This window comes from Desulfosporosinus orientis DSM 765, from assembly GCF_000235605.1.
In the GTDB taxonomy this organism is placed as follows: Bacteria; Bacillota; Desulfitobacteriia; order Desulfitobacteriales; family Desulfitobacteriaceae; genus Desulfosporosinus; species Desulfosporosinus orientis.
The window spans coordinates 5,766,176-5,783,786 of record NC_016584.1 but is presented as its reverse complement, the minus strand read 5'-3'; the positions used below and the strand labels follow the sequence as shown (position 1 = coordinate 5,783,786).

General features: G+C 45.2%; 20 protein-coding genes. All 20 read left to right on the top strand.

Going from position 1 to position 17,611, the window contains the following annotated elements; genetic code table 11:
• The first annotated feature begins 26 nt into the window (after positions 1-26).
• The 20 genes from DESOR_RS26725 to DESOR_RS26630 all read left to right on the top strand — a co-directional run bounded on the left by DESOR_RS26725 (position 27) and on the right by DESOR_RS26630 (position 17,590).
• Complete coding sequence (locus tag DESOR_RS26725) at positions 27-464, top strand: YwiB family protein (protein WP_014187728.1); 438 nt, start codon at positions 27-29, stop codon at positions 462-464.
• Positions 461-2,143, top strand: coding sequence for an arginine--tRNA ligase (argS, locus tag DESOR_RS26720; protein WP_014187727.1), 1,683 nt, complete (start codon positions 461-463; stop codon positions 2,141-2,143). The genes DESOR_RS26725 and argS overlap by 4 nt, the downstream gene beginning before the upstream one ends.
• A gap of 91 nt (positions 2,144-2,234) precedes the next feature.
• Positions 2,235-2,645, top strand: coding sequence for a DNA-directed RNA polymerase subunit delta (gene rpoE, locus DESOR_RS26715; RefSeq protein ID WP_014187726.1), 411 nt, complete (start codon positions 2,235-2,237; stop codon positions 2,643-2,645).
• A gap of 249 nt (positions 2,646-2,894) precedes the next feature.
• A complete protein-coding gene (pyrG, locus tag DESOR_RS26710) occupies positions 2,895-4,490 on the top strand; it encodes a CTP synthase (protein ID WP_014187724.1) in 1,596 nt (531 codons plus the stop codon).
• A 245-nt stretch (positions 4,491-4,735) separates the two neighbouring features.
• Positions 4,736-5,818 (top strand): lipid II:glycine glycyltransferase FemX, encoded by a 1,083-nt coding sequence (locus DESOR_RS26705; RefSeq protein WP_014187723.1) that lies wholly within the window; start codon positions 4,736-4,738, stop codon positions 5,816-5,818.
• A 2-nt stretch (positions 5,819-5,820) separates the two neighbouring features.
• Complete coding sequence (gene alr / locus DESOR_RS26700; protein WP_014187722.1) at positions 5,821-7,005, top strand: alanine racemase; 1,185 nt, start codon at positions 5,821-5,823, stop codon at positions 7,003-7,005.
• Between the two features lie 22 nt (positions 7,006-7,027).
• On the top strand, positions 7,028-7,396 hold the full coding sequence (locus DESOR_RS26695; RefSeq protein ID WP_014187721.1) for a response regulator: 369 nt from the start codon (positions 7,028-7,030) through the stop codon (positions 7,394-7,396).
• Between the two features lie 110 nt (positions 7,397-7,506).
• On the top strand, positions 7,507-8,193 hold the full coding sequence (locus DESOR_RS26690) for a hypothetical protein (RefSeq protein ID WP_014187720.1): 687 nt from the start codon (positions 7,507-7,509) through the stop codon (positions 8,191-8,193).
• Complete coding sequence (locus DESOR_RS26685; RefSeq protein WP_014187719.1) at positions 8,184-9,038, top strand: class II fructose-1,6-bisphosphate aldolase; 855 nt, start codon at positions 8,184-8,186, stop codon at positions 9,036-9,038. The genes DESOR_RS26690 and DESOR_RS26685 overlap by 10 nt, the downstream gene beginning before the upstream one ends.
• 53 nt (positions 9,039-9,091) lie before the next feature.
• Positions 9,092-9,730 carry a fructose-6-phosphate aldolase gene (gene fsa / locus DESOR_RS26680; RefSeq protein ID WP_014187718.1) on the top strand — a complete coding sequence of 213 codons (639 nt, stop codon included), beginning with the start codon at positions 9,092-9,094 and terminating at the stop codon, positions 9,728-9,730.
• Positions 9,731-9,936: 206 nt separating this feature from the next.
• The gene (gene glpX, locus DESOR_RS26675; RefSeq protein ID WP_014187717.1) at positions 9,937-10,908 is read left to right on the top strand and encodes a class II fructose-bisphosphatase; all 972 of its coding nucleotides are present in this window, start codon (positions 9,937-9,939) and stop codon (positions 10,906-10,908) included.
• 129 nt (positions 10,909-11,037) lie between these two features.
• A complete protein-coding gene (gene rpmE, locus DESOR_RS26670; protein WP_014187716.1) occupies positions 11,038-11,235 on the top strand; it encodes a 50S ribosomal protein L31 in 198 nt (65 codons plus the stop codon).
• Between the two features lie 112 nt (positions 11,236-11,347).
• Positions 11,348-12,226, top strand: a complete 879-nt coding sequence (locus tag DESOR_RS26665; RefSeq protein ID WP_014187715.1) for a DUF1385 domain-containing protein — start codon at positions 11,348-11,350, stop codon at positions 12,224-12,226.
• A 17-nt stretch (positions 12,227-12,243) separates the two neighbouring features.
• A complete protein-coding gene (gene prfA / locus DESOR_RS26660) occupies positions 12,244-13,314 on the top strand; it encodes a peptide chain release factor 1 (protein ID WP_014187714.1) in 1,071 nt (356 codons plus the stop codon).
• Positions 13,315-13,337: 23 nt separating this feature from the next.
• Entirely contained in the window at positions 13,338-14,183 is an 846-nt protein-coding gene (gene prmC, locus DESOR_RS26655) for a peptide chain release factor N(5)-glutamine methyltransferase (protein ID WP_014187713.1), read from the top strand.
• Between the two features lie 5 nt (positions 14,184-14,188).
• On the top strand, positions 14,189-15,235 hold the full coding sequence (locus DESOR_RS26650) for an L-threonylcarbamoyladenylate synthase (protein ID WP_014187712.1): 1,047 nt from the start codon (positions 14,189-14,191) through the stop codon (positions 15,233-15,235).
• Between the two features lie 63 nt (positions 15,236-15,298).
• A complete protein-coding gene (locus DESOR_RS26645) occupies positions 15,299-15,883 on the top strand; it encodes a manganese efflux pump MntP (protein ID WP_014187711.1) in 585 nt (194 codons plus the stop codon).
• 14 nt (positions 15,884-15,897) lie between these two features.
• Positions 15,898-16,338, top strand: coding sequence for a low molecular weight protein arginine phosphatase (locus DESOR_RS26640; RefSeq protein ID WP_014187710.1), 441 nt, complete (start codon positions 15,898-15,900; stop codon positions 16,336-16,338).
• A 185-nt stretch (positions 16,339-16,523) separates the two neighbouring features.
• Complete coding sequence (rpiB, locus tag DESOR_RS26635; RefSeq protein ID WP_014187709.1) at positions 16,524-16,973, top strand: ribose 5-phosphate isomerase B; 450 nt, start codon at positions 16,524-16,526, stop codon at positions 16,971-16,973.
• Between the two features lie 44 nt (positions 16,974-17,017).
• Positions 17,018-17,590: a TIGR01440 family protein gene (locus DESOR_RS26630; protein WP_014187708.1), complete on the top strand. Its 573-nt coding sequence runs from the start codon at positions 17,018-17,020 to the stop codon at positions 17,588-17,590.
• The last annotated feature ends 21 nt before the right edge of the window (positions 17,591-17,611 follow it).

Below are 17,611 nucleotides of genomic sequence, written 5' to 3'. Positions count from 1 at the left end.
CAGTTCCTCCAGAAAGGAGTAATCTTTTGCAAAAAAATGTAACCATCCAAATTCAAGGCAGACAGAAATATCCCGAAGGTCATGAAGATCAGCAGGATTTGCTTGTGTCGGGAAGGTTTTATGAACGGAATGGGGTCTTCTATGTACTATATAAAGAAGCAGAAAATGATTCTACAAACCTGGGCGAAGTGACGACATTTTTAACCATTAATCGTGATTCCGTGGTTTTATACCGTAAGGGAGCGGTGAATATTACTCAGGAATTTAAAAAAGGTGTGCTTCACCGCAGTATTTATAACACTTGCTATGGAAATATGAACTTAAGCGTTATGCCCAGCCTTGTCGAGAGCGACTTGACAGTGAATGGGGGACGTATTAGTCTAGGATATGACCTTTTTGTCGATGATAAATTGGTAAGCTATAATGGTCTGTTGCTAAACGTAAAGGAGGATATCCCCCAATGAGTCTCTACGAAACGATAAAGACAAACATAACCAGCCAGTTAGTAGAAGCCGCAAATAAAGCGAAAGCGTCAGGAGAAATACATTTTGAGGAATTGCCAAGTTTTGTTCTAGAAGAACCAAGGGAAAAGCAGCACGGAGATCTGGCAACGAATTTAGCCATGGTCTTAGCTAAACAAGCAAAACGTTCACCCCGGGATATTGCTGCTGCACTCCTAAAACATATGGAAACCACTGAGACATGGATTGAAGCCTCAGGAATTGCCGGAGCGGGGTTCATCAACTTCCACCTTAATCCTCAATGGCTTACCGGTGTCATTGAAGAAGTGTTAAGGGCCGGAGAGGATTATGGCCAGGCAGATATCGGAAAGGGTCAAAAGGTACAAGTCGAGTTCGTAAGTGCTAATCCTACAGGGCTTTTGCATATGGGCAATGCCCGAGGGGCAGCTTTGGGAGACAGCTTAGCGTCCTTGCTGGCCATGGCCGGGTATGAAGTTACCAGAGAATTTTATATTAATGATGCCGGGAATCAGATTCATAATTTTGGCTTGTCTTTGGAAGCCAGGTATTTGCAGCAGCTTGGTCAAGATGTTCCTTTTCCGGAAGGTGGTTATCACGGCGAAGACTTAATCGATACCGTAAAGGGTCTTATTAATAATGTTGGAGATAAATATCTTTCTGTTGAACCTGCTTTAAGACGGGAATTTTTGGTCAGCTATGCCCTAGAGGAAAAAATGCGGAATATTCGAGAGACCCTTGAGGACTTCGGGGTTAACTATGATGTTTGGTTTAGTGAGCAATCTCTGCATGATTCGGGAGCCGTTCGTTCAACCATGGAAGACATGGAGAAAAAAGGGTATATTTACGAAAAAGAGGGTGCTCATTGGCTGCAATCTACGAAATTTGGTGACGAAAAGGACGAGGTTGTGATTCGCAGCAATGGGTCTCCAACCTATTTTGCCGCAGATATTGCCTATCACCGGAACAAGTTTGACCGTGGTTTTAATAAGGTTATTAATATCTGGGGTGCCGATCATCACGGTCACGTAGCCCGGATGAAAGGGGCTATGTCTGCTTTAGGATATGACTCGAACAATCTTCAGATTATCTTGATGCAGCTTGTCCGTCTCATTCAAAACGGTGAGATCGTAAAAATGTCAAAACGATCGGGGCAGTATATTACCTTACGGGAATTAATGGATGAAGTAGGGAAAGACGCTGCGCGTTTCTTCTTTATTCTGCGGGACCCGGATTCCACTGTGGAATTTGATATGGACTTGGCAAAATCCCAGTCTTCGGATAACCCGGTTTACTATGTTCAGTATGCTCATGCCCGGTTGTGCAGTATTTTAAGACAAGCCGAGGAGTTGGGGGGGCTGGACAGCCTGCCAAGTCAAGAGACTTTACAACGTTTAGACAGTTCCGAAGAAAGGGCTTTGCTTAAGAAGATGGCGGACTTTCCCAGTGAGATCATTGTGGCCGCACGTCTTATGGAACCTCATCGCTTAGCTCGTTATGTTCTTGATTTAGCAGGATTATTCCATACCTTTTACAATAGCCAGCGTGTGCTTGTTGATGATGAGGATTTACGTCAAGCTCGCTTGAATTTAGTTCGTGCTGTTAAGCAAATTGTAGCCAATATCCTAAGAGTGCTAGGTGTATCTGCCCCAGAAAGAATGTAAATTTGCATGCTGAAAAGTAAGATTAGCAGGAAATATTTAGGGGTGGGCCGAATATAGTGATATTCAAAACGACGAAGGGCGGTGGAGTTATTTGACCCACTCTTTAAGCAAAAAAAACAAGCCGACAGAAGCAGATATAGCTTATGAAGTTCTCAAAGCAGAAGGGAACCCTATGCATTATCAGAACTTAATTGAAGAAGTGCTTCGACGTTTAGGCGTTTCTCAAGAGGCTATACGGGTTGCAGCTGCACTAACTCAGATTAATTTAGACACCAGATTTACTTTTCTTGGTCGAGGCGAATGGGGACTCAAGGTATGGGAACCTGCGAAAACATCTCGCCGGACCCCAGCCGTTTCCTTGATCAATAAAGTATCTTCCGATGAAGATGACAAAATCGAGACGGATGACATGGAAGATGATGATGTTTTGGATGAGGATATGTCCGAGACCGAGGACGCCTTTGATGAAGGGGATGAAGGACAGCGAGGGGAAAAGTGGTAGAGAATGCTTTTCCTTGACATCCTTTAGAAGTGTAGCTAAAATAGAGCAGAAGGGTATAAGCTTGATACGGATTCTGGTTGTACTTTTTGCCACTATAATGGACGTATAATAAAGCTAGTGCGGATCTCGGACTAGCTTTATTTATGTGTTTTGTTGCAGAGATAGTTAATAATAACCCTATCAGCTGCTGAAATATTTAGGAAGCCCATTCAATTATTTTTAAAAGTCTGAAAGGAAATGGTAAAGCGCATGACAAAATTTATTTTCGTAACAGGCGGAGTGGTGTCTTCCCTTGGAAAAGGAATCGCGGCCGCATCGTTAGGTTGTCTTTTGAAAAATCGGGGTTTCAAGGTGGCTATCCAAAAATTTGATCCCTACATCAATATTGACCCCGGAACCATGAGTCCCTATCAGCACGGTGAAGTGTTTGTTACAGATGATGGGGCGGAAACGGATTTGGATTTAGGCCATTATGAGCGCTTTATTGATGTGCCGGTTTCGAAAAACAGCAATGTAACGACAGGCAAGGTCTATTGGTCGGTCATCCGCAAGGAACGGAAAGGGGATTACTTGGGGGGAACGGTTCAGGTTATTCCTCATATTACCAATGAAATTAAGGAACGGGTCTATCGTGTGGCCAGGGAGAGCCATCCCGACTTTGTGATTACCGAGATTGGCGGAACTGTCGGAGACATAGAGTCGCTTCCCTTCCTGGAAGCAATTCGCCAAATGAAAAATGATATCGGGCGAGATAATGTTATTTATATTCATGTAACTTTGGTTCCCTATTTAGCCATGTCGGGTGAATTGAAAACAAAACCGACTCAGCATTCCGTCAAAGAATTGCGGGGAATTGGGATACAACCTTCTATTTTGGTCTGCCGTACAGAAAAAGCCCTTTCTAAAGAGATGAAGGAAAAGCTGGCCTTGCTCTGTGACGTGGATCTCGAAGCCGTCGTTCAATGTATTGATGCCTCAACAATTTATGAGGTTCCTCTCAAGCTTCAGGAAGAGGGGTTTGACGACATCGTTTTGCGCTGTGCAGGGATGGAAGCACCTCCGGCCGATATGACGGAATGGAAGGATATGGTTCGTAAAATTAAATCTCCCACCCGGGAGATCGAGATTGCCATTGTTGGTAAATATGTGGCTCTCCCAGATGCTTACTTAAGTGTAGCGGAAGCTTTGCGCTCAGCTGGAACTGAGCATGGAGCTAAAATAAAAATTCGCTGGATTGACTCTGAAAATATCGAAGAAGAGTCTGCCGAAAAATATCTGGAAGGACTTGATGGAATTCTTGTTCCGGGAGGTTTTGGAAACCGCGGAATTGAGGGGAAAATCGAAGCAATTCGATATGCCCGGGAACAAAAAATTCCTTTCTTGGGAATCTGTCTGGGTATGCAAACGGCTATTATAGAAATTGCCCGCAATCTCTGTGGTATGGAAGGAGCAAACAGTACAGAATTTGATGCAGATACGCCCTATCCGGTTATTGATATCCTCCCCGAGCAAAAGGATATCGAAGATAAGGGTGGGACCATGCGCCTGGGTATTTCGCCGGCAAAATTGGTGGAAGGCAGTATAGCCTATCAGGCTTATCAGGACCAAGTGGTTTACGAGCGCCATCGTCATCGTTATGAGGTTAATAACCAATATCGCAGTGAGTTCGAGAAGGTTGGTGTGAGATTCTCCGGCACCTCTCCAGACGGTCGCCTGGTAGAAATTACAGAGTATTTAGATCATCCCTGGTTCGTGGCTTCTCAGTTCCACCCTGAATTTAAATCCCGCCCCAACCGAGCGCATCCGCTCTTTAGAGAATTTATTCGGGCAGCGCTGAAGAGCTAAGAGATGTCCGGCCCTCTAAGCTCGAAATTAATGTGAATTTCGGTCGGAGCAAAGACAAAGATCTGGCGCGAGGTTCATTATATGAGCCTCGCGCTTTTGACTCGGCAAGAAGAGTTCTGCTTTACCTTGAACTGGGAAAAGGCATGAACTCTTCTCTGTAAGTGGGAGCAGCAAGATATTATGGCAGATATTGATTAGAGGAGTAAAGGCCTGGAAAGAATTGAGAGAGGAAGGAGACTGAATTCATGGCCTATGTTGCAAGATGGATTGATAAGAGTGAACATACGCGGTTTAATGATTTTTTGGCAAAACATCCCAAAGGGCATGTACTCCAATCCTGGGAGTGGGGAGAGATCAAAAGCAGAACCGGTTGGCAGCCCTGGCGGTTAATTATTGAGAAGGATAATGAAATTGTGGCGGGGGCCTCGATTCTGGAACGGAAGATTCCCGTAGTAGGGATACCCATCTTTTATGCCTCACGGGGACCTGTGGTTGACTGGAAAGACACTGAGCTCTTTGATTTGGTGTTGGCAGAAATAAAGAAACTGGCTAAAAAACGAGGGGCGATTTTTTTAAAGATTGATCCCGATGTACCCTCTTCGGAAAAAGAACTGGAAAACTACTTGTTATCGAGAGGGTTCAGGTCTGCGGAAAGCGGCAAAGGATTTGAAGGAGTCCAGCCTAAGTATGTTTTCCGCTTGGACATCTCGCCGGATGAAGCGACGTTATTGAGTAATATGCAGCAAAAAACACGTTACAATATTCGTCTGGCCCAGAAGAAAGGGGTACAGATTCGGCGGGGTACCCGGGCAGACTTGCCGGATTTTTATCGTGTTTTAAAAGAGACAACAGAACGAGACCGCTTTTTGGTTAGAGCCTATTCCTATTTTGAAGATCTTTATGATTCTTTGGTTCCTCAAGGTTTAGGAGAGCTGTTTATTGCAGAATATGAAGGGCAGATTATTTCCGGTACTTTGGCTTTTGTTATAGGGGACAAGGCTTGGTATATCTACGGAGCTTCTTCCAATTCCCATCGTAATGTGATGCCAAATTACCTGATTCAATGGGAAATGATTCGCTGGGCAAAGTCATTAGGCTGTACCCTTTATGATTTCCGAGGTGTTCCCGGACATTTAACGGAAGACAATCCTTTATATGGCCTCTATCGCTTTAAGAAAGGGTTTAATGGAGATTATACTGAATTTATCGGCGAGTGGGATCTCGTCTATCGTCCAGTGACTTATTTCCTTTGGAATCATTTAGAGCCCATTTATTCTGAAGTTATTAAGGGACTGATTTCTAAGCTGCGGCGAATGCGGAGGGGATAAGGATGGCCGGAACCTGGATAGAGGTGGATTTAGATGCTGTAGCAGGCAACTACCGGGAGATTGTCAGGCATCTGCGGCCCCAGGCAAGATGTATGGCGGTTGTAAAGGCTGATGCCTATGGTTTAGGTGCCGTGCAAGTTGCCCTTGCCTTGGAGCGTACTGGGTGTGAGGCCTTTGCAGTTACGAAAGTTGAGGAAGGTCTTATTCTGCGTGAGCATGGGATCAAAGGGGCTATTTTAGTTTTGGGACCCAGCACAGCTGAGGAATGGCCCAAGGCTATGGAAGCCCAATTACATTTGACTCTTTCTGAGTTGTCTGCCATTACAGAAATAAATGAGGTTTGCTTGGACTTGGAGCAGGAGGTTTCTGTGCATATAAAGCTTGAGACAGGAATGGGGAGAACGGGGTTTCGGTTTTCAGAATTAGAGGCCCTTGCTCATAATTTAGCCGCTGCCCGGCAGCTTAAAGTTATGGGGGTCTATACTCATTTTGCTCGAGCCGCTCAAAAGGATAAATCTTATACTTCGGAGCAATATGAACTGTTTAAAAGCTATACGGCAAAGCTTGAAGAATTGGGAATTCATCCCTTATGGAAGCATGTTTGCAATAGTGCGGCGTTTCTGGATTATCCGGAGTGGCATCATGATTTTGTACGGATTGGGACTTTATTAATTGGGCACTATCCGGGACCGGGTTTTTCCGGAAAACTAACATTAGCAGATCCTTGGATTGCTAAAAGTAAAATTGTTCATTTGCGAAAAGTACCTAAAGGAACTTACGTTGGCTATCAAAGCATTTATTGTACCAAAGAAGAAACTCAGCTGGCAGTGATACCTGTCGGTTATGCTGATGGACTAGGGATTGCCCCCCATTTTGTCCCCCAAGGGTGGGTGGATTTTTTAAAAATAATTATTAAAAATTTTGCAGCCTTATTTGGTATTTTTTTAAGCCAGGAACGAGTAGAATTAAGGGGACGCACTGTTCGTGTCGCCGGTAAAATTGGCATGCAGCTTACAGTGATTGATGTAGGCTTGCAAGAGTGTACCTTGGGGGATGAGGTTAAAATCCCTTTGCGGAGAACTCTGGCAAATCCTCGGATACATAGAAAATATAAGCAAGATGGACGAATTTTTGCAGAACGGATAATGGAAGAAGGAGTTTCAGCAATTTATCCAGAATATTCATGATAAGTTAGATTAGAGGAAAGGGATGTGGGGAGTGGCTAAGATTCTTGTAGTAGATGACCAACTTGGTGTGCGTCGCCTACTCTTTGAAACCTTCCGGGAGGATCAGCATGAGGTTGAAATGGCAGCAGATGGGGAAGAAGCTGTTCAACTACTAAATACCTTTAAGCCTGATCTCATATTAATGGACATGAAAATGCCGGGGATGAATGGGATTGAAACCTTAAGGCAAATCCGTGCTCTGGATCGTCAAGTCGGCGTGATTATGATGACTGCCTATGGGGATGCGCAGAATATGGAGCAAGCAAAGGAACTTGGAATTCTTCATTATCTAAGTAAACCCTTCGATTTATTTGAATTGAGAGAACGAGTGCGTGATATATTAATATCATAATCGCAGACTTTCCCGTACCTGTCGCTTTTGCCTAAAGGATTCTTTAAACAAAAGGCAGGAAAATCTTCTTGCATGACGAAGTATAAGCTGTAGGAAGAGGTGGGAATTAAATGATTCTAACGACAAGTGCAACCATTGCTATACAGTGTTCCCAATGCGGGGAGCTGGAATTCCATGCCCTCTCTCTCTTTGCATTTTCTCGCCAAGGACGCAAGAATCTGCATTGCAGCTGTGGTCATCAACTGATGTCGGTAACCAGCCGGGACCGTCGTCAGTTTAACATCGCCTATGCTTGTGCTTATTGTGGGGAGACCCATTATTTAAGATTAAATCACCATGCGATCTGGGGAAAAGAAGCACTGCCGCTTTCTTGCCCCGACGTGGGAGCTTCGGTTGGATATATCGGACCGAAACAGAAAGTAACCCATGCTTGTCGTGAGCGTGAAAAGTCTATTGGAGAATTAGCATTAGAGTTGGGGTATGAAGAAGAATTTGAAAATCCTGAAGCGATGCTTAAGGTTTTGGATTATCTTCATTGTCTTGCAAGACAAGGGGACTTAGGATGTGCGTGCGGGAACCGCCAGTTAACCTTTGAATTGCTGCCTGATCGAGTGGAACTTTATTGTGAGTGTTGTGAAGCTGTGGGAGTAATCTATGCAGACAGCCCAGACAATGCGCACCAGATTGAAAGAATAAATTCCATCTATTTGGAAGAGAATAAGACTTGGCTTATAAACAGTCCGCTGCGAGGCCAACATGTTTCAAGGACGATTGAGGAGGAAAAAAAATGGCGTTAGTATCAATGATTGAGTTATTGGATAAGGCCCAAAAAGGACACTATGCTGTAGGTGCTTTTAACTGCAATAATATGGAAATTGTCCAGGCGATTGTGGCTGCGGCAGAGGCGGAAAAAGCGCCGGTTATTATCCAGGCCAGCCAAGGAGCTATTAAATATGCAGGTGTTGAATACATTACTGTTTTAACAAAACTAGCTGCAGAAAAAGCGAGTGTGCCAATCGCTCTTCATTTAGATCATGGAACAAGCTTTGCGCAAGTAATGCAGTGCGCCCGCAATGGCTTTTCTTCGGTAATGATTGATGGGTCAAAGCACCCGTTGGAAGATAATATTGCCCTAACCAATAAAGTCATTGAGGCTGTTCGCCCTTTAGGGATTTCTGTAGAAGCCGAGTTAGGCAAAATTGGCGGCACTGAAGATGATATTACCGTCAGTGAGCGGGAAGCGTTATTTACAGATCCTGAGGAAGCAGTGTACTTTGTCAAGAGTACACAAGTTGATGCCTTGGCAATCGCTATTGGAACTGCCCATGGTCAATACAAGGGGACTCCCAAACTCGATTTTGAACGATTAACCCAGATTCGGGAACGAGTTTCTACTCCATTGGTATTACACGGCTCTTCAGGAGTGCCGGAGGATGCTCTTCGCGAAGCTATTTCACGAGGTATCTGCAAAGTTAATATTGATACCAATATTCGTGAAGCTTTTGTCCTGGCTGCCCGTAAAGTTCTTGAAGAACATCCCAAAGAAATTGATCCTCGTAAAATGTTAGGTCCTGCTCGGGAAGCGGCTACCCAAATTATTCGTGAGAAAATCCAGATTTTTGGAAGCACCGGCAAAGCATAACGAAAAAACATATGCGGGGTATTCCATCTAAATTATAGAAAGAAGGTGGATCAATGCAGTTTTTCTTAGACTCGGCAAATATCGAAGAGATTAAGCAAGCATGGAATATGGGTGTCATCGGTGGTCTGACGACAAATCCCAGCTTAGTTGCCAAAGAGGGAAAAGACTTTCATGAACTGCTGAATACGGTTGTTGGAATTGTGGACGGCCCCATCAGTGCGGAAGTTATAGCACTGGACTATGAAGGAATGCTGAAGGAAGCCCATGTCCTGGCAGGGATTCATCCCAACATCGTCATTAAAATTCCTATGACTGAAGAAGGTCTCAGAACGGTAAAGGTATTGAGCTCTGAAGGCATTAAAACCAACGTTACTCTTGTTTTTACGGCTAATCAGGCTCTATTAGCGGCACGGGCAGGTGCTACATATGTAAGTCCTTTTCTGGGACGCTTAGATGACATCGGAGAAAATGGACTAAACTTATTGGCTGATATTTGTGAGATTTTCCAAGTTCATAACATTTCAACCAAGACCATAGCGGCTAGTATACGAAATCCGGTTCATGTGACCGAGTCTGCCAAAATTGGAGCAGATTTTGCAACGGTTCCTTTTGGGGTTTTACGACAACTTTTTCGTCATCCATTGACCGATGCTGGAATCGAAAAGTTTTTGGCTGATTGGAAAAAACGTTAAGAAAGTGGTCGGTAGGATAGTTGGCATTGGCTTATCTGTCATCAGATTAGTTGATGCCAATTTTATGTGTTCATGTAGATGGAGACTTTTATGTTGTTGAAAAACCGGTAAAAGCATGTCACAATAGACTTAAGGATATGAAATGTGTCATATCATTAGAGATTTCTAATGTAAAGAGTGGATGATATTTTAAGGGGGAATTGAAATTGGAGAGAGAACTTACCATGGAGTTTGCCCGAGTAACAGAGGCAGCCGCTTTAGCTTCGGCGCGTTGGGTAGGCTTAGGCAATAAAGAAGCAGCAGATGATGCGGCTGTTGAAGCCATGAGAGCCGTTTTTGATACAATTCATATGGATGGGACCGTAGTTATCGGTGAAGGGGAAATGGACGAAGCTCCTATGCTTTATATCGGAGAACGCGTCGGAAACGGTGAAAACCCTCAATTAGACGTAGCTGTTGATCCTCTGGAAGGAACGAACATTGTGGCCAAAGGTATGTCCGGTGCAATAGCCGTTGTAGCAATTGCTACGAAGGGATGTTTGCTCCATGCTCCGGATATGTATATGGATAAGATTGCTGTTGGTCCGGCAGCGGTGGGAAAGATTAATTTAGATGCTCCGGCAGCTGAGAATGTTGCCAATGTCGCTAAGGCCTTAGGCAAGAGTATGGAGGATATTACCGTTGTAATTTTAGATCGTCCCCGCCATCATAAGCTTATTCAGGAAGTGCGGGCTTGTGGAGCCAGGATACGTCTCATAACAGATGGGGATGTTTCTCCGGCAGTGGCTTGCGCATTTGAAGATACCGGGGTGGATATGATGATGGGAATTGGCGGCGCGCCGGAAGGTGTCTTGGCTGCTGCGGCTCTTCGCTGTATGGGGGGAGAAATGCAAGGACGATTATGGCCGGAAAATGAAGAGGACGTTGCTCGAGCAAATGCTTTAGGGATTGTGGACGTACACAAATTATTGACTATGGATGACTTGGTCAAGGGGGATGATGTTTTCTTCTCAGCGACGGGTATCACGGAAGGCCCCTTAGTCCGCGGAGTAACTTTTACTTCTAAAGGAGCATTGACCCATACGGTGGTGGCTCGGGGGAAAACCGGGACGGTACGCTTTATTGAAGCACGACATAGTTTTGACAAAAAGCCGCGCTATGCTATGAAAGGCTGCTAAAATATAGTTGGTAAATACAATTCTTGACCTTTTGCAGTTCTCTATGCTAGAATAGTAAGAGTTGACTGGAATTGTGTTTTAGGTGCGACAAAAGAGCGCCTCGATGCAAATGGGAAAGAAGGTGAAGACATGAAAGAAAATATTCACCCAAAATATGAACAAACCACAGTTACTTGTGCTTGTGGAGAAGTTATTCCAACGGGAAGCACAAGAAAAGACATCAAAGTGGAGATTTGTTCAAAATGCCATCCCTTCTATACCGGGGTACAGCGGTTTGTCGATGCTGGCGGACGGGTAGATCGGTTTAAAAGGAAATATGGGATGTAAACAACGGCCTGCGGTCGTTGCTGGTGGAAAAGCAGAGCGCAAGCTCTGCTTTTTGCGTAATGGTTACGAACCTTGCGCATCATGCCTCGATATAATAGAGGAGGATGTAGGGATGAGCAAACCGGTTCAATACGGCGGGCAAGCAGTTATTGAAGGGGTTATGATGCGGGGAGCTCATGAGAGTGCTATTGCAGTTAGGCTTCCTAATGGAGAAATCGAAGTTATGCGGATGAAGCTTAATTCATGGACTGGGAGGCCCCTGCTAAGGCAGCCTTTCCTCCGGGGATTTGTTGCCCTGGTGGATTCCCTGATTGTAGGTATACGCTCTTTAACCTTTTCAGCAAACCGCTCAATGGGGCAAGAGTGCGGAGAGGAACTTAGCTTTTGGGAAATGGCCCTCACCGTTGGGTTCGCTTTAAGCTTAGGACTTTTGCTTTTTGTCGGATTGCCTACGGGTGTTGCCCACTTATTCCAAGGACGAGTAACTGGGTCTGTTTGGCAGAACCTGTTAGAGGGGGCAATAAGGCTCGTAGTTTTCTTTCTGTATATTTTGCTTATTTCCCGGCTCAAAGATATTCAGCGAGTTTTCCAATATCACGGTGCCGAGCATAAAGCTATATTTACCCATGAAGCGGGGCAAGATTTAACTGTAGAGAATGCGCGCTCCTTTCCAAGGCTGCATCCCCGCTGCGGGACTAGTTTTCTCCTCATTGTTGTGGTGGTCAGCATTTTTGTTTTTGCCTTTGTGGGGCTGTATCCTTTGTGGTGGCGCTTGCTTAGCCGCATGCTGCTTATGCCTTTGGTTGCTGGGATTGCTTATGAGGTCCTTAAATTCTCTTCTCGAAATATAGAATCTCGCTGGCTTCGGTGGCTTTTTGTTCCGGGTTTGTTATTACAGAAGCTGACGACGCGAGAACCGGATGATGCTCAGTTGGAAGTTGCCCTGGCTGCTTTAAAGGGTGTTTTAGATTCAGGTCAAGAACTTACGTAATTTTTGAGGTGTGATAAATGTTAGAGAAGCTTTATGAAATCGAACGGAAATATGACGAATTAACGGAGCTCCTCAGTGACCCGGAAATCATTGCCAATCAGAGTGAATGGCAAAAATATGCTAAGGCCCAAGCCGGAATGACAAATCTCGTTACAACATTCAGAGACTATAAAGAAGTACGTCATGAATTAGAGGAGACTGAGGCACTCCTTAAAGAGGACTTGGATTCTGAAATGAAAGAAATGGCGGAACAGGAAAAAGACGAGTTGTTAAACAAATCCCGGGAGTTAGAAGAACAAATTCGTATTCTCCTCTTGCCCAAGGATCCTCTGGACGAGAAAAACGTTATTATGGAGATTCGTGCAGGAGCAGGCGGAGATGAAGCCGCCTTATTTGCAGGAGATCTTTATCGAATGTATACCCGTTATGCAGAAGGGCAAGGCTGGAAAGCGGAGCTTCTCAGCGCTAATTACTCTGAGGCCGGCGGGTATAAAGAAATTATATTTCTTATCGAAGGACAGGGTGCCTATAGCAAATTAAAATTTGAAAGCGGAGTGCATCGTGTTCAGAGGATCCCTGCTACAGAATCGGCAGGCAGAATTCACACTTCTACGGCTACAGTCGCCGTACTTCCTGAAGCGGAAGATGTCGAAGTTTCGATTAATCCCAATGATTTGCGTATTGATATTTACTGCTCCAGCGGACCTGGAGGTCAGTGTGTCAATACAACCCAATCGGCGGTACGTATCACGCATATACCTACTGGGATTATTGCGTCTTGCCAGGATGAAAAGTCTCAGCTTAAGAATAAAGAGAAAGCTTTGCGGGTCTTGCGTGCCCGAATACTTGAGAAAGCTCAAGAAGAAGCCCTTGGGGAACAGGCATCCCAGCGCCGTACCCAAGTTGGTACGGGTGACCGAAGCGAGCGAATTCGGACCTTTAACTTTCCTCAAGGCAGGGTGACAGATCACCGTATTAACTTGACCCTGCATCGCTTAGAGACGATTCTTACCGGAGAATTGGAGGAGCTGATTCAAGCCCTTAGTTCTTCGGACCAAGCTGAACGGCTAAAAGCAGAGATTCAATAGAGTCGAATAGGAGTTTTGTGGTTTTGAATATCAGGGATGGAATGTGTTGGGGCGAGAAGGAACTCTCAAAAAAGGGGATTGAAAATCCTCGCTTTGACGCAGACCTATTATTAGGGGAAGTGTTAAAAAAGGCGCGTGATCGACTCTACCTGGATTGGGAACATGATTTATCCTTCCAGGAGGAAGAGTCCTTTCGATCACTCATACAACGTCGTGCAGCTAATGTGCCGCTTCAGTATATTCTGAAGCGGCAAGAGTTTATGGGGCTCCCCTTTTATGTTGATGAAAGAGTGCTGATTCCGAGAGCGGATAGTGAAATTCTCGTTGAGAAGCTTTTGGAGAGTATGGAATTGGAAAAGGAACAAAGGGCAGGCCAGAAAATTAAGGTTGCCGATCTTTGTACCGGGAGCGGAGCCCTGGCAATTTCCACGGCCTATTATTTCCCTTCTGCGGAAGTGGTGGGAACGGATCTTTCGTTTGCCGCCTTAGAAGTAGCTGAAATGAATGCCAAGGAATTAGAGGTTTCAGTACAGTGGCGGCAGGGGGACTTTCTAAAGGCTATTGCAAATGAGCGTTGGGACTATATCATTACCAATCCTCCTTATGTCTCTTTAAAAGATTATGATGATTGTGCTCCTGAGATTTTTTATGAGCCCAAAATGGCTTTTTTAGGTGGAGAAGACGGATTGAATTTTTATCGCTGCTTAGTGGAAGGGGTGGGTTCTATATTGAACCCTCAGGGAAAAGTATTTATGGAAATTGGCTGGGATCAAGGCGAAGCCGTCTGCAGTCTGTTCCAAAAGAAAGGTTTTGCTACACAGGTTTTTCAAGATTTAGCCGGAAGGGACCGAGTGATCTTAGCGAGGTGAGCATTGTGCAGACAGTAAAAAGTTCTATTAATAAACTACATCCTGAGACAGAGTTATTGCAAGAGGGTGCAAAATGGCTTCAAGCCGGTGAACTGGTGGCTTTCCCAACGGAGACTGTCTATGGGTTGGGAGCAAATGCTCTTGACGCTGCTGCCTGTGCCAAAATTTTTGCAGCTAAGGGAAGACCTCAGGATAATCCCTTAATTGTTCATGTTTGTAGTCTTGCTATGGCAAATCCGTTAATAAGCCATTGGACACCTGCAGCAGAACGCTGTGTTCAACATTTCTGGCCGGGTCCATTGACATTGATATTGCCGAAGACAGACTTGGTTCCGGATATTGTAACAGCAGGCTTGAAGAGTGTGGCGGTTCGTATGCCCAGCCATCCTGTGGCCCTTCGCCTCATCGAAGAAACCGGATTTCCCATTGCCGCACCCAGCGCTAATCTTTCAGGAAAACCAAGTCCAACACGAGGAAGTCATGTTTGGCGGGATATGAAAGGCAAGATTCCCCTAATTCTTGATGCAGGACCTTGTGATGTAGGAGTAGAATCCACAGTGCTTGATGTAAGTGAAGGAGTCCCGACGATTCTGCGTCCGGGGGGAATCACTAAAGAACAGCTGGAAGAGGTGCTGGGAGAAGTTCATGTGGATACTCCCGGAGAGACCCAAGTTCCCAAAGCGCCGGGTATGAAATATCGCCATTACGCTCCCCAAGGGCAGCTGCTTCTGGTGAGCGGCCATCAAGAGAGAGTTGTGCAGCGAATGGGTCAGGAAATACAGAAAGGACATGCCCGATTTAAAAGAGTGGGCGTTCTTTGTACCTTGGAAAGTGCCCCATTCTTACATAACCGGTATCCTGATCTTTTGTATGTTTTAGGATCTAAAGATCGCCCTCAGGAAGTGGCAAGCAACTTATTTGAAGGGCTGAGACTTTGTGATGATCGGAAAATGGATTTGATTCTGGTTGAAGGTATTCATGAAGCGGGTCTTGGCAGCGCTGTAATGAATCGTTTAGAGAAAGCAGCAGGACAGAGAACCTTGCACATCTGAATTGCGAATTCGTCTAATACCCTTTCCTGTGCATATATATAGTGGGGAACGGAGGGAGAGGGTATGAATTTAGTTTGGGTTGTGGCTGTAGCCACGGCTTTAGGAGCAGACGCATTTTCCTTATCTTTGGCCATTGGCTTAGCGGGAATTAGGAGAAGCGTGATGGCAAGGCTTACTTTAGTAGTCGCTGTATTCCACGTGCTTATGCCCCTTGGCGGGATGATGCTGGGCCAGGCTTTAGGTTCGATTCTTGGTCAATTTGCCAGTTTGATAGGAGCCTTGGTGCTTCTTTGGTTAGGCGGCCGAATGCTGTATAGTGTTTTCCGCCCAACGACACAAAGTTTTCCCTTTCGGGAAGCCAGGGAAGCTCTTTTCCTCAATAATACCGGCGGCAAGGGCTCCCTGGAGGGTTATGGTCTTTATGTTTTGGCAGCCAGTGTCAGCTTAGACGCTTTAAGTGTGGGATTTTCTCTGGGGACCATTCGGACAGACATTTTCATGACGGTTATGATTATGGGACTAATCGCCGGCTTAATGACTGGAAGCGGTTTAGTTTTAGGGAGAATAATGGGAACCCGTTTAGGAGACAGGGCTGAATTATTTGGAGGATTAGCATTATTAATCATTGGCATCAAACTTCTTTTATAGTTGAGGTGGTTCTTTTGGGGTTGAAACTTTTGTTTGTTTGTACAGGTAATACATGTCGCAGTCCGTTGGCAGAAGGGATGGCTCGAGCCATGTTTGGGGATGCGGTTCAAGTTTGTTCGGCTGGAACCAATTCTTGGGATGGGGATGCTGTCAGTGCTCATGTTGTGGAGATTCTTAGGGATTTGGATATCGATCTCTCCCAGCACCGTGCCCGAAGAATTAATGAAGAGCTAGTGGCTGACGCTGATTGGATTATCCCTATGACTCAGGCCCAGGAAGAAGGCTTAAAACGAATCTTTCCCCAGTTTAGTGAGAAGATTCGTTGTTTAGGGAATTGGGGAGCAAAAAAGAGAGATGTGATTGATCCCTGGATGGGTTCCCTTGAGGTCTATCAGCAGACTGCCCTGGAAATCAGAGATCTTCTGAACAGCCTGAAAAATGCCTTGGATTTGTAGTCTTTCCGGACAAAGAAGCATAAGAAAATAAAAAAATGATCACACTAGCGGCGTGAAACGTCGCTATATTTGCGGATGTCTGCTTTCAATCCAGTGCCTAAGGGCCATGGTTTTATAGATGCTTTTGCAGGAATTTTAGGACTATACAGAGAAATATGTAGTAATAAGCAAGGGAGGACAAAAGAGTGAAAGTTGCGCTGGGGGCCGATCATGGCGGGTATGAACTTAAAGAAGCCATTCGCACACATTTAGAAACTCAGAGTATAGAGGTTCTCGATTTTGGAACCCATTCCAAAGACTCTGTAGATTATCCGAAGTATGGTTTTGCCGTAGGAAATGCTATATTAAAAGGAAAAGCCGATTTGGGGATTGTTGTATGCGGAACTGGCTTGGGAATCTCCATTGCTGCTAACAAAATGCCGGGAATTCGTGCGGCTGTATGTTCGGACACTTTTTCGGCCAGGATGTCACGAGAACATAATAATGCCAATATTCTGGCCCTGGGTGCTCGTGTCATCGGGGCTGGGCTGGCCCTGGATATTGTGGACATTTTTTTGAAATCCGAGTTTTCAGGAGGCAGACATGCCCTTAGAGTAGATCTGATATCGGATATAGAACGGGGCATTGAGCTATAGCCTGCAGACATCGGTATTAAATCGAGGAAAGGAGGCGCATCTTTATGGATGACTTTCCTTCGGACAAATTTCAAGAATTGGCAAACCTCTGGAACGAAGTGCTGGATGCTTTCTTTTTGAAAGCGAATTTGCGGGCGAGGCAGATTCTTGTTTTAGGGTGCAGCACAAGCGAGGTAGTCGGTCACCGGATTGGACAGGGAAGCAGTTTAGAGGTGGCGGAGGTTTTACTCCCGCCATTGTTGGAAAGAGTACATCAGTTAGGGATCTATTTAGCTGTTCAGGGATGTGAACATATCAACCGGGCTTTGGTAGTAGAAGAGGCCTGCCTGGATTATTACAAATTAGAAGAGGTTACTGTACTCCCAGCACTGCATGCCGGAGGCGCCATGACTGTAAAAGCGTGGGAACGTTTTTCATCGCCGCTTATGGTAGAAAGGATCCAGGGACATGCCGGCATAGATATTGGAGACACATTTATCGGCATGCACTTGAGACCGGTAGTAATACCGATTCGTATTCATGTCAAAGAGTTGGGTGAAGCGCACTTGACCTTAGCACGTACCCGTCCGCGCCTGATTGGAGGTCCGCGGGCTTCTTATGCCGAGTGCAAAGGATGATGAGGGTTAAAATAGAGATAG